Source organism: Flavobacterium sp. HSC-32F16, assembly GCF_024171645.1.
GTDB lineage: Bacteria > Bacteroidota > Bacteroidia > Flavobacteriales > Flavobacteriaceae > Flavobacterium.
The window spans coordinates 61213-74941 of sequence record NZ_JALKAC010000004.1 but is presented as its reverse complement, the minus strand read 5'-3'; the positions used below and the strand labels follow the sequence as shown (position 1 = coordinate 74941).

Sequence of the window (13729 nt, the reverse complement as noted above, 5' to 3'; positions counted from 1 at the left end):
ATACACATTATATAATAAAGAAATACAATAAATTATGAGTTTCATAAACAGCATCATCAAGGTCTTTGTAGGTGATAAGTCTCAAAAAGACGTTAAAGCCCTACAGCCTTACTTAAACAAAATTAAAACTTTCGAAACTAGCTTAATGAGTTTGTCTCACGATGAATTAAGAGCAAGAACAGCATACTTTAAAGAAAGAATTAAAGAAGCAAGAGCAGATAAAGATGCAAAAATAGCTTCTCTTAAAACTGAGGTTGAAAAAATCGAGGATATTGATAAAAGAGAAGATCTTTATGATGCAATAGATGCACTTGAAAAAGAAGCTTATGAAATCTCTGAAAAAACTTTATTGGAAATTCTTCCAGAAGCGTTTTCTGTAGTAAAAGAAACGGCTCGTCGTTTTAAAGAAAACTCTCATATTGAAGTTACTGCAACTGCAAAAGACCGTGAATTTTCTGCAGTCAAACCCTATATTACAATTGACGGAGAAAAATCGATTTGGGCTAATCAATGGAATGCTGCCGGAAAAGATATCACTTGGGACATGATTCACTATGATGTTCAGTTGATTGGAGGAATGGTTTTACATGAAGGTAAAGTTGCCGAAATGCAAACGGGTGAAGGTAAAACGTTAGTAGCTACATTGCCGCTTTACTTAAACGCTTTAACCGGAAACGGAGTTCACTTAGTAACAGTGAATGACTACTTAGCAAAACGTGACAGCACGTGGAAAGCACCATTATTTGAATTCCACGGTTTATCTGTTGATTGTATCGATAATCACCAGCCAAGTACTGAGGCTAGAAAAAAAGCGTACGATGCTGATATCACTTACGGAACCAACAACGAATTTGGTTTTGACTATTTAAGAGATAACATGGCGCACTCACCTAGCGATTTAGTGCAGAGAAAACACAATTATGCTATTGTCGATGAGGTCGATTCTGTATTAATTGATGATGCAAGAACACCGCTTATTATTTCAGGACCAGTTCCACAGGGAGATCGTCATGAATTTAACGAATTGAAACCAAAAATCGAAAACTTAGTTGCACAACAGCGTCAGTTAGCGAATGGTTTCTTAGCTGAAGCTAAAAAATTAATCAAAGAAGGAAATACTAAAGAAGGCGGATTCTTATTATTAAGAGCTTACAGAAGTTTACCTAAAAATAAAGCATTAATTAAATTTTTAAGTGAAGAAGGAATTAAACAATTACTTCAAAAAACTGAAAATCAATACATGCAGGATAACAATCGCGAAATGCATAAAGTTGATGAGGCTTTATACTTTGTGATTGAAGAAAAAAACAATCAGGTAGAATTAACTGATAATGGTATCAAATATTTATCTGGCGATACAGATTCTGATTTCTTCGTTTTACCAGACATCGGAACAGAAATTGCTGCTATCGAAAAGCAAAAGTTAGACAAAGATTCTGAAGCCGAAGCTAAAGAAAGATTATTCCAGGATTTTGGAGTAAAAAGCGAACGTATCCATACTCTTACGCAGCTTTTAAAAGCGTATGCTCTTTTTGAAAAAGATGTAGAATACGTTATCATGGACAACAAAATTATGATTGTCGATGAGCAGACAGGTCGTATCATGGATGGTCGTCGTTATTCTGACGGTTTACACCAGGCGATCGAAGCTAAAGAAAATGTAAAAATCGAAGCTGCAACGCAGACTTTTGCAACTGTAACATTACAGAATTATTTCAGAATGTACAGCAAATTAGGCGGTATGACGGGTACAGCTGTTACAGAAGCCGGCGAGTTATGGCAGATTTATAAATTAGACGTTGTTGAAATTCCTACCAATCGCGGCATCTCAAGAATTGACAAAGAAGATTATATCTACAAAACAACACGTGAAAAATTCAACGCTGTAATTGAAGATGTTACTGAATTATCTCAAGCTGGAAGACCAGTATTAATTGGAACAACTTCTGTAGAGATTTCAGAATTATTAAGCCGTATGCTTAAAATGAGAGGAATTACACATAACGTATTGAATGCTAAAATGCACAAGCAAGAGGCACAAATCGTTGAAGAAGCAGGTAAAGCGGGAGTTGTAACTATTGCAACAAATATGGCAGGTCGTGGTACCGATATTAAATTATCTCCAGAAGTTAAAGCTGCGGGAGGTTTAGCAATCGTGGGTACAGAGCGTCATGATTCACGTCGTGTTGACAGACAGTTACGTGGTCGTTCTGGTCGTCAGGGAGATCCGGGAAGTTCTCAGTTCTACGTTTCTCTTGAAGATAACTTAATGCGTTTATTTGGTTCTGAAAGAGTGGCCAAAGTAATGGACAGAATGGGATTGAAAGAAGGTGAAGTTATTCAGCATTCTATGATGACTAAATCTATCGAACGTGCTCAGAAAAAAGTAGAAGAAAACAATTTTGGTGTTCGTAAACGTTTATTAGAATATGATGACGTTATGAACTCTCAGCGTGAAGTAGTTTACAAACGTCGCCGTCATGCATTATTTGGCGAGCGTTTAAAACTGGATATCGCTAATATGCTTTATGATACTTGCGAATTAATTGTAAGCAACAATAAAATTGCAAATGATTTTAAAGGTTTTGATTTTGACTTAATTCGTTATTTCGGAATTACTTCTCCAATTTCAGAAGCTGATTTTCAAAAATTATCAGATATTGAAGTAACTGGAAAAGTATATAAAGAAGCTCTGGCTTTCTATACTGAAAAAACAGAAAGAAGCGCAAGAGAAGCTTTCCCAATCATTAGAGGAGTTTATGAAGAGCCAAACAATCATTTCGAAAGAATTGTAGTTCCATTTACAGACGGAATTAAAACTTTGAATGTGGTTACTGACTTGAAAAAAGCGTACGACAGTGAAGGTGCTCAATTAATTGCTGATTTCGAGAAAAACATCACTCTTTCTATTGTGGATGAGGCTTGGAAAAAACATTTACGCAAAATGGACGAATTGAAACAATCTGTTCAATTGGCTGTTCACGAACAAAAAGATCCATTGCTTATTTACAAATTAGAAGCTTTCAACTTGTTTAGAGGAATGTTAGACAACGTTAACAAAGAAGTTATTTCATTCTTATTCAAAGGTGATTTACCTGCTCAAAACGTTCCTGAAATTCATGAAGCCAGAGAAGTTCGTCAAAAAGAAAATTTTCAATTAAGCAAAGATGAAATTCCTAACAGCGAAGAAATTAACCGTGAAGCTGGAGAAACACAACAACGTCAGGTTACAGAAACGATTGTTAGAGATATGCCAAAAATTAACCGTAACGATACTGTAACAGTTCAGGAAGTTGCAACTGGTAAAACAGAAACAATGAAATTTAAAAAAGCTGAAAGCCTTATTGTTGCTGGGACTTGGGTTCTTGTTAAATAATAATTCCTTTTAGTTTTCAGCCTCAGTCTCAGTTTACAGACTGTGTTTGAACCATATAAAAAACCCGATAGTTTTCACTATCGGGTTTTGTTTTTTCAAACAACTTATTTTAAAGAATTTTCTTATATTTGAAGTCGTAATAATTATAAGCCATACAATTGATCAAGAGAGCATTTTTACCTTTTATCTGGATTGCCGTTTTTAGCTATTTTTTCATTTTAATGATTAAGCTTACCTGGCAATATATTCCGCTTCGTAATGATGTTGCTTTCCTGCAGATTAAACAAACTGAGGTTAATGAAATTCCACTTTATTTATTCTTTTTTTATCTGCATGTTTATTCTGCCCTATTTGTTTTAATGGCGGGATTTACACAGTTTAGCAATTACATTTTAGAAAAAAAGATTAACATCCATAGAAACATAGGGAAGTTTTATGTTTTTGTAGTGCTGTTTTTAAGCGCTCCATCCGGCTTTTTTATTGGTATTTTTGCAAACGGCGGTTTCTATTCAAAAATATCTTTTGTCACTTTATCTATTTTATGGTTTTATTTTACTTTTAAGGGATTCACTTCAATCAAAAATAAAAGTTTAAAAGATCATAAAGCATTTATGCTGCGAAGTTTTGCCTTAACCTTTTCTGCAGTAACCTTACGTTTTTGGAAGGTTGTTCTTGTGTATTTGTTTCATCCCTCTCCAATGGATTTGTATCAGATTATTGCTTGGATTGGATGGATTCCCAATTTATTAATCATTGAATATCATCTTTATAACCAATCAAAAAAATGAAAAAACTTTTCTGTTTATTACTTGCCTTTATACTTTTCTCCTGTAATCAAAAGGAGAAAATAACCAAAGAAAAACTATCTGAAAAAACACATGAAACCGAACTTATGTCCGAACTTTATGGTTCGTGGGTTGGCGATTTTGTATCTGAAAACCAACATGATGACGGTCAGGAAATGCACGTCAATAAAATTAATATTTCAATTAAAAAGATAACGAATTCTGAAGTTACAGGCAGATGTATTGTTGCTGGAAATAACAGACCTCTTACGGGCCGAATGACAAAAAAAGGAAATTCGGTTCATTTTGTTCTTCATGAACCCGGGGATGATAAAAATGATGGCGTTTTTGAATTTGAAATAAAAAACGACACTCTACTTGTTGGCACCTGGACAGCCAATAATCCTAAAAAAGCAGTTAGAATAAGAAGTTTTTCCTTAACTAAAAAAGACTTTAGATATAATCCTTACGTAATGCTTCCTAGTGAAGGAATGTATGTTGATTATCAAAATCCAAAAGTAGAGAAAGTTGCAATTGTCGATGAAGGAGACGAAAGTGAAAATAAAGATGAAAGTGAAATCGAATATGAAAACTCCTCTTTATACAGAATAGCATCTGAAAGTATCATGACAATCAATTCATCAACACAAAAATTAACTGAATCAGATTTAAAAAATCTAAAGAAAATTGATTTAGAAATTCTTAGAAATACCATTTTTGCCAGACACGGGCTTACTTTTAAAACAAAAACGGTTCGTCAGTTTTTTGACCAGGTAGAATGGTATATCCCAGTTTCAAGTGATGTTTACAGTCAATTGACAAAAATTGAGAAAGAAAATATTGTGATTTTAAAACGTTTCGAAAAATACGCAGAAGACAATTATGATTCTTTTGGAAGGTAACTTAAAGGAACTATGGTGCTGAGATGCTAAGGTTCTAGGTTTTCTCAACAAGTCTCCTGTAAGGTTTTGGAAATCTTGCAGGTATTTTAAGCAGCTGTTTAAATAAGAAAAAATTTTCGCCACGAATTTTCACAAATTTTTAAATTAATTAATTCGTGTAATTCTTGGCGAAAAAAGCTTAAACCTTAAACAAGGTTTTGGAAACCTTGCAGGAAATCGCTATATTGGATTTTCCTGATAATAACGTGCTTCGATTCTCTTGATATCTTTAATTGAATTTTTAGCCCACGCCAGACGTTTTTCTAATATTTCTTTATCAGATAAATGCCAGTCAATATCTGAATTTCGCAGTCTGTTGGTAAGATTTTGAATGATGATCGCAGCCGAAACAGATATATTCAGACTCTCTGTAAAACCAACCATTGGAATTTTAAGAAAACCATCGGCTTTTTCTAATATTTCCTGCGAAAGTCCGTCACGTTCTGTTCCGAAGAATAAAGCGCTCGGTTTTGTAATATCAAAATCTTCCAAAAGACAATCATTTTCGTGTGGAGTCGTAGCAATAATTTGATACCCTTTATTTTTTAAAGTTGATACACAATTTGTAATTGAATCAAATTGATTGATATCAACCCATTTTTGAGCTCCCATTGCTATTTCTTTATCAATTCTTTTTCCAAAACGCTGTTCGATAATATTCAATTCCTGAATTCCAAAAACTTCGCAGCTGCGCATTACCGCGCTTGTGTTATGCATTTGAAAAACATCTTCGACCGCAATGGTAAAATGTTTGGTACGATTTTCTAATACTTTAAGAAATTTCTCTTTACGGTTATCCGTTAATATATTTTCAAGAAATGCCAGGTAATCTAAATCAATCATTTTATATGTGTTTGGCGCAAAAATACATTAGAAATAAACAAAATGAAAATTGTTTTATTTTTTCAACGTCCTGAATGTTCCAAAAGTGTATTGCTTAAATTTTTATGCAAAATATTGAGTCTTGTAAAATCTACAGGCAAAGCCTCTTCTTTAAACGAATCTCCATTAAAAACAACACTTTCATTTTTAGAATGTTTTTTTAATCGCTCAAACATTTTTTCAAGTTCATCCTGAGCATAATCAACATCGATAAAGGATATGAATTTTTCGATAACATTTTTCATTCCTTCGTTATAGTTTAAAAGAGCAGTATTTCGATCTGTTTCGTAAAAATCGAGAAAACCCTTAAAATATTTCTCCAAAACCAAAGCGCCATATTGTTGAAAATTTGTTTCCTCGATTTCCTGATTGGTGATCCCAAAAACTGTTGGCGGAATTAAATTCGGAACCATGTGCATTCCCATTAACTTTTGATGCGATTTCAAAACCTCATCTGGTTTTCGATAAAGAAGCGCAAAAGGGATTTCAGGAAAAACAGTTCTTAAATATCCTGCATTAAAAATATGCCAGGCATCTAGTTTTAAAATTAAATTCTTTTGTTCATGAAATCTTTTTTGTCCTAAAAACTTTAAAACAGATTTTAAAAGAGTCGCTTTTTTCTCTAAACCAAAATTATCACTTCTTAAAATCTGGTCAATAATTGGACCTTCAGAAATCATAATATTTTCTGACGAAGTTGCCAAACATTGACTCAACATTGTAGATCCGCATCTTGACACATGAAAAACAAGCGATTTCAATTCAACAGATTCTAATTCCTGAGACCATTCTATCAAATTATCTACAGAACTTACTGCTTTTATTCTTTTAGAATTGTACTCATGACTTTTACATTTCGAAACCGTTTCATCAAAAAAAGGTTCTGCAAATTTTATATCAGACAGATAAAGCCATTCAAAATAAACTTCATTATCCTTTTCGATTAACTTATACGGAATCCAATTAAAAAGAGGATGATTTATGTTTTCCATTTTTATGATAATTATTTTGATTGAAGTCTTGCAATGATTTCAGCATTAATTTTTGATGGATTTAGGGAAAGTTCCTCGATCATTCGCCGTTTCATTTCCTCAGAATATTCTTTTTTAACTGAAGCATGAATATCAAAGCCCATTTCGGCAAATAGTTTATCAGACCATTCATTTCTAATGCAGTCAAGCGTAAGGTGAATTCTAGGCTCTGAACTTTTATTTTCTACACTATGCGGCAATTGAAAATTAGCGTACCAGCACTCTCCCATTTTCATTGGAACCAGTTTACTATCTACATAAAAGAAAACTTCCGAATTGGTAATAATTGGAACATGAATCCTGAAAAATCCATCTTCATAAGAAGTATCATTATCTACATGTTCTTTTATTGCACTGTCTGGCCCTAAACGAAGCAGTCGAACGGCTTCTTTTTCGCATTGAAACCAATCCATAATTTCTTTAAAATAATGACAGCGATCAAGAAGTGAAGTGTTTTTATACTCTTTATTAGGAAAAGAAGTAATATCGTTTACCAAACCAGATTGTGATCTTAAAGAAACACTTGTCCAGTTTCCTTCATATCGATATGTATTAAAGTGCGGTGTCCACAATTCACTTTCGCATAATGCGAGTTCATGTTGTAATTTATCTATTGAAAAAGCAATGGGAAGCTGACTTGACGAAGGATTCATATACGCTGAAGATTAAATTTGACAATGTGGTTTTTGCCTAGTAAATATATAATTTATAAGAACTTAAATACAGAATAAATAAGCAAAATTTTACAAATGCAGCAAAACATATAAAATTAAATGGAAGTGTCCAGATTAAAGATTATAAAATTGTAGAGTTTATAAGTCGATACCGAAACTGTTTCCGCATCAGTTTTCAACGTTAAGTCCGCCTTTTCGGGAATTTCAAAAACATCACTTATTCCAGTAAAATTTTGGATTTTATTGAGATTATCATCTGGAAGCAATGCTTTTTTATACAATCCTTTTGGATCTCTTTCGATTAAATTATCGACAGAACAATCCAGAAAAACAGTTCTCACAAACTCATGATTTCGCAGTTCGTTTCGAATGTTTTCATACGGATTTATGACTGACATGAGAACAATTGTATTATCTGCGATGAAATTTCGGCCTACATTAAAAAGACGTCTTACATTCTCGCATCGGTCTTCTTTAGAAAATCCTAAATCTTTACAAATCGTTTTTCGGTAAACATCGCCATCCACTATTTCGGCTTTATAATTGTTTTTAATTAATAAATGCCGAACATTTTCTGCCAACGTCGTTTTTCCCGAACCCGATAATCCTGTAAATTGTATTAAAAGCATTTAGAAATTTCTTTTCTTAATTAAGACATTAAAACTAAATAATTTGAGAAACCCAAACAATAAGTATAAGTACGGTTTATTATATCTAAAATTATTTAAAAAAGAATCGTGTAATTCTGTCTTACATTTTCGAAATTGTTATTTTTATCTTTTAATTAAAATACGAATGAAAAAGAAACTTGTGGTTTTAACGGGTGCCGGAATTAGTGCCGAAAGCGGCATTAAAACTTTTCGAGACAGCGATGGTTTATGGGAAGGACATGACGTAATGGAAGTCGCAACTCCAGAAGGCTGGCACAAAAATCAGGAACTGGTTTTGGATTTTTATAATAAAAGACGTCAGCAGCTCAAAGAAGTACAGCCTAATTTAGGTCATCAAATTTTGGCCGAATTAGAAAAAGATTTCGATGTTTATATTATCACTCAAAATGTCGATGATTTACATGAACGTGCCGGAAGTACAAAAGTTTTGCATTTACATGGGGAATTATTAAAAGTAAGAAGCACGCAAAATCCTGATTTAATTTTAGACTGGCAAGATGATTTGTTTACGGGTGATTTAGACGAAAACGGACATCAATTGCGCCCGCATATTGTTTGGTTTGGAGAAATGGTTCCTGCTCTGGAAGAAGCTATTCCTATTGTAGAAAATGCTGACTATTTTGCCGTTATCGGAACTTCGCTTCAGGTTTATCCTGCTGCAGGTTTGATTTCGTATATATACAGCATTACACCGGTTTTTTATATCGACCCAAAACCTATTTCAATTCCAAATATTAGAAATAAAGTTGAAGTTATTGCTAAAACAGCAACCGAAGGTGTTGCAGAGATGAGAACAAAACTATTCGAATTAGAAAACCTATCATGACTATTGAAATAGTATTACAACAATTATCACAATTAAGTTTTTTGACTCAATTGCTTATTTTTTCTCTTGAAAACATAAGTCTTTTGGCGATGGCTGTTGTAATTGGAAAAATAATTGAGCCCGCAAATACTGTTTTAAGCACAAAAGATCGAAAATGGGTTATTTCTACATTAGTCTGCAATATATTTATTACCTCCCTGGGTTTTGAGTTGTATCAATTAGGGATTATTAAAATTGATTTTTCTAACAATTGGGTTTCTATTATTCTCGATACTTTATTGCTTATTGTATTAATGGATTTTTTTATGTTTTGCTTTCATTATCTGGCGCATACTTTAAAATGGTTTCATTCAATTCACAAACTGCATCATACTCATATTGACACCAATGTTTACAGTTTGTTTATACTTCATCCTGTAGAAACTTTAGGTTTTGGTTTTATCTGGCTCATTTTGATTTCTATTTTCCAGCTCAATTATATCAGTCTTACTATTTATTTATTTTTAAACTTGATGTATGGAATCTTTGGACATCTGGAAAAAGATCTTTTTCCCGCCTTTTGGTATAAAAGTTATTTTACGAAATTGATTTCTACCACTAAATTTCATTCAGACCATCATAAGAACCAAGCTCATAATTTTGGATTTTATTTTACTTTTTGGGATAAAATATTCAAAACCATGATTTAAATTAAAAGTTAGGTCATAATAAAGCTTCAGTAATTTTCAGAAGTTTTAACAATCCCTTATATTTGCACCTTTCGAAAAACAACATAACAATGACTACTCTAAACGAATTGAATGCTATATCGCCAATTGACGGAAGATATAGAAATAAAACTCAAAATTTGGCACCTTTCTTCTCAGAAGAAGCTTTAATAAAATATCGCGTATTAGTTGAAATTGAATATTTCATCGCTTTATGCGAAATTCCGTTACCGCAGCTTTCTGGTATAAATTCAGATTTATTCGACAGTTTAAGAAATATTTATAAAAATTTCTCTACTGAAGATGCGCTTTGGATTAAAGAAACAGAAAAAGTAACCAACCACGACGTAAAAGCGGTTGAATACTTTATTAAAGATGCTTTTGAAAAATTAGGTCTGTCTCAATATAAAGAGTTCATTCACTTCGGATTAACATCTCAGGATATTAACAATACAGCAATTCCGCTTTCTACAAAAGAAGCTTTTGAGCAGGTTTATATGCCGTCTTTAATCGCTTTAATTTCTAAATTGAAAGAATTAAGCGTTGAGTGGAAAGACATTCCTATGCTGGCTCGTACACACGGACAACCGGCTTCTCCTACTCGTTTAGGAAAAGAAATCCTTGTTTTTGTAGAGCGTTTAGAAGAGCAGATGCGTTTGTTATTCAATATTCCGTTTGCCGCTAAATTTGGCGGAGCAACAGGAAACTTTAATGCACATCATGTTGCTTACCCGCAAATCGACTGGAAACAATTTGGAAATAAATTTGTTGAATCAGATTTGGGTTTACACCATTCTTTTCCAACGACTCAAATCGAGCATTACGATCATTTTGCTGCCTTTTTTGATGGTTTAAAAAGAATCAACAATATCATTATCGATTTAGATCGTGACATCTGGACATATGTTTCAATGGAATATTTTAAACAAAAAATCAAAGCCGGAGAAATTGGTTCATCTGCAATGCCGCACAAAGTAAATCCTATTGATTTTGAAAACTCTGAAGGAAATTTAGGAATTGCCAATGCTATTTTCGAACATTTGTCGGCTAAACTTCCTATTTCAAGGTTACAGCGTGATTTAACTGACAGTACTGTTTTACGTAATGTTGGTGTACCAATGGGACATACCATTATTGCTTTTGAAGCTACTCTGAAAGGTTTAAACAAATTACTTTTAAACGAAGGTAAATTTGCTGAAGATCTAGAAAAAAACTGGGCAGTTGTGGCAGAAGCTATTCAAACAATTTTACGTCGCGAAGCCTATCCTAATCCGTATGAAGCTTTAAAAGGTTTAACCAGAACCAATGAAGCAATTGATAAAAATGCAATTCATAATTTCATTGCATCTTTAGAAGTTTCAGATGCGGTTAGAGCAGAATTAATGCAGATAACTCCTAGCAATTACACAGGAATTTAAAGAAAATCTAAAATATTTTGTCAAAAAAAGCTATCTTTATCGAGATAGCTTTTTTTATTTAACCGGAGTAGTTCAGTGAATCCTTTTGGAGATGAAAAACTGAATAGACTCCTGAAAACAAATACCACTTTATGATTGCCTTAAATGCCGCTGCCGAAACTACTCATCACTTACAACCCTTAATCAGCGATTTAGGATTGATTTTGATGACCGCTGGAATCGCAGTTCTTTTATTTAAAAAAATGAAACAGCCTCTGGTTTTAGGATACCTGATTGCAGGATTTCTAGCCGGAAACCATTTTGATTTTTTCCCTTCCATAACCGACATGAAAAGTGTTGAAGTCTGGGCCGAAATTGGAGTAATATTTCTATTATTTAGTTTAGGACTCGAATTTAGTTTCAAAAAATTAATGAAAGTCGGCGGTACTTCTTCCGTCACCGCTATAACCCAAATATTATTCATGACACTCATTGGATATTGTGTGGGCCAATGGATGGGCTGGGGACAGATGGACAGTATTTTTCTGGGAGCAACACTATCAATTTCCTCAACAACAATTATTATCAGGGCTTTTGATGAATTAGGTGTAAAAGGAAAAAAGTTCGTTGGGATTGTATTTGGAGCCCTTATTGTTGAAGATATCGTAGCCATTTTAATGCTCGTTTTATTATCGACAATTGCGGTAAGCGACCAGGTTTCTGGAGGCGAATTATTACAATCCGTTTTAAAATTAGTTTTCTTTTTAATTATATGGTTTTTGGGCGGCATCTTTATTATTCCAACCATTTTGAAAAAAGCCAAACATCTTTTAACCGATGAAATGCTGCTTATTATCTCGCTGGCATTATGTTTAATGATGGTGATTTTTGCTGCAAATGTTGGTTTTTCTCCGGCTTTGGGAGCTTTTATCATGGGTTCTATTATTGCAGAAACGACTCAGGCAGAAAAAATTGAACATTTAATTCAGCCTGTAAAAGATTTATTTGGCGCCGTTTTCTTTGTATCTGTGGGAATGTTGATTAATCCTGAAACATTGGTAACCTATGCACTTCCGGTAGCTTTAATTACACTTTTAACTATTTTCGGAAAAGCATTTAGTTCATCTCTGGGCGCGTTAATCTCTGGTCAGCCTCTTAAACAATCCGTTCAAACCGGAATGAGTCTAGCACAAATTGGGGAGTTCTCATTTATTATTGCCACACTTGGAATGACTTTGAAAGTTACAAGCGATTTCTTATATCCTATAATTGTAGCAGTTTCTGCCATTACTACCTTTACAACTCCATTTTTAATTAAATATTCAGAATCTTTTGCGCAGTTTCTGGAACAAAAAATGCCTAAAAGATGGGTAAAAAACATCAACAGATATAGTGTAAATGCTCAGGCAATTAAATCTGTAAGCACATGGCAGATTGTACTGAGATCTTCTATAACCCAAATAATACTGCATACAATAATCATAACGGCTATTATTTTATTATCGTCAAAATTTGTAGCGCCTCTAGTAGCTGACACAAGATTTGGAAACACATTAGCCGCTTTACTAACTTTGGTTGTAATTGCTCCTTTTTTATGGGCGCTTTCTCTGCGTCGTGTAAAAGTTGACGAAGTCGAAACTCTTTGGGAAGAACGCAAATACAGAGGTGCACTTTTAATGCTAATTTTAATTAGAATGAGCCTTGGATTATTTTTCGTTGGATTCTTATTGAATATTTTCTTCTCGCCTTTAGTAGCATTCGTAGCATTAATCATTGCGATTGGAGCTTATCAAATCTTCCCTAAAAAATTAAACGAACAATACCATAGAATTGAAAGTCATTTTTTGAAAAACCTAAACGATCGCGAAAACAAAAAAATAGACAGAAGATATGCCAATTTAATGCCTTGGGATGGCCACATGTCATTTTTTGATATTGGAAAAGAGTCTAATTTAGTGGGTAAGACTTTAGAAGAATTGAAAATTCGTGAGCAATTAGGAATCAATATTGCCTACATCAAAAGAGGTGAAGTTACTATTCCGATCCCTACTAAAAACGAACGTTTATTCCCTGGTGATGAAATTTGTGTAATTGGTACCGATGAACAAATTACCGAATTTACCAAGTATTTAAACAAAAACGAAACAGAAGCTCCCGGTAAAGTAGAAGAAACCGACATTGTACTTCGTCAGCTTGAGGTTTCTCAGGAAGAATTTATCGAAAAAAGCATTGGCCAGTTTAGAGCCAAAACAAATGGAATGGTTGTGGGAATTGAAAGAAACGGAAATCGAATCCTAAATCCCGAATCTAATTTAATATTAGAAAAAAACGACATTCTTTGGGTTGTAGGAGATAAAAAAAGAATGACAGCTTTGTTGACGGCAAAGTAAGATACTAAGCTTGTAAGATACTAAGTTTAAAAGGCGCTGAGATTTTCAT

The 13729-nt window shown here is 33.5% G+C and carries 11 protein-coding genes; 7 read left to right on the top strand and 4 right to left on the bottom strand.

Annotated features, from left to right (window positions below):
• Positions 1–34: 34 nt before the first annotated feature.
• The 3 genes from secA to L1276_RS13630 all read left to right on the top strand — a co-directional run bounded on the left by secA (position 35) and on the right by L1276_RS13630 (position 5063).
• Complete coding sequence (gene secA, locus L1276_RS13640) at positions 35–3376, top strand: preprotein translocase subunit SecA (RefSeq protein WP_253788664.1); 3342 nt, start codon at positions 35–37, stop codon at positions 3374–3376.
• Positions 3377–3534: 158 nt separating this feature from the next.
• Entirely contained in the window at positions 3535–4164 is a 630-nt protein-coding gene (locus tag L1276_RS13635; RefSeq protein WP_253788662.1) for a DUF2306 domain-containing protein, read from the top strand.
• Positions 4161–5063, top strand: a complete 903-nt coding sequence (locus L1276_RS13630; RefSeq protein ID WP_253788660.1) for a YARHG domain-containing protein — start codon at positions 4161–4163, stop codon at positions 5061–5063. The genes L1276_RS13635 and L1276_RS13630 overlap by 4 nt, the downstream gene beginning before the upstream one ends.
• 219 nt (positions 5064–5282) lie before the next feature.
• On the opposite strand, the gene L1276_RS13625 is transcribed toward L1276_RS13630, so the two are convergent.
• The 4 genes from L1276_RS13625 to cysC all read right to left on the bottom strand — a co-directional run bounded on the left by L1276_RS13625 (position 5283) and on the right by cysC (position 8318).
• Positions 5283–5945, bottom strand: a complete 663-nt coding sequence (locus L1276_RS13625; RefSeq protein ID WP_253788658.1) for an RNA methyltransferase — start codon at positions 5943–5945, stop codon at positions 5283–5285.
• Between the two features lie 62 nt (positions 5946–6007).
• Positions 6008–6976 (bottom strand): sulfotransferase family protein, encoded by a 969-nt coding sequence (locus L1276_RS13620; protein ID WP_253788656.1) that lies wholly within the window; start codon positions 6974–6976, stop codon positions 6008–6010.
• A gap of 11 nt (positions 6977–6987) precedes the next feature.
• A complete protein-coding gene (locus L1276_RS13615; RefSeq protein ID WP_253788654.1) occupies positions 6988–7668 on the bottom strand; it encodes an aspartyl/asparaginyl beta-hydroxylase domain-containing protein in 681 nt (226 codons plus the stop codon).
• A 116-nt stretch (positions 7669–7784) separates the two neighbouring features.
• The gene (gene cysC, locus L1276_RS13610; protein WP_253788652.1) at positions 7785–8318 is read right to left on the bottom strand and encodes an adenylyl-sulfate kinase; all 534 of its coding nucleotides are present in this window, start codon (positions 8316–8318) and stop codon (positions 7785–7787) included.
• A gap of 166 nt (positions 8319–8484) precedes the next feature.
• Here cysC and L1276_RS13605 point away from each other — a divergent pair, with 166 nt between their 5' ends.
• From L1276_RS13605 to L1276_RS13590, 4 genes are all read left to right on the top strand, one after another.
• Positions 8485–9186 (top strand): NAD-dependent deacylase, encoded by a 702-nt coding sequence (locus L1276_RS13605; protein WP_253788651.1) that lies wholly within the window; start codon positions 8485–8487, stop codon positions 9184–9186.
• On the top strand, positions 9183–9875 hold the full coding sequence (locus L1276_RS13600; protein ID WP_253788650.1) for a sterol desaturase family protein: 693 nt from the start codon (positions 9183–9185) through the stop codon (positions 9873–9875). The genes L1276_RS13605 and L1276_RS13600 overlap by 4 nt, the downstream gene beginning before the upstream one ends.
• 89 nt (positions 9876–9964) lie before the next feature.
• Positions 9965–11311: an adenylosuccinate lyase gene (purB, locus tag L1276_RS13595; protein WP_253788649.1), complete on the top strand. Its 1347-nt coding sequence runs from the start codon at positions 9965–9967 to the stop codon at positions 11309–11311.
• Positions 11312–11442: 131 nt separating this feature from the next.
• Positions 11443–13680, top strand: coding sequence for a cation:proton antiporter (locus L1276_RS13590; protein WP_253788648.1), 2238 nt, complete (start codon positions 11443–11445; stop codon positions 13678–13680).
• Positions 13681–13729 lie beyond the last annotated feature (49 nt).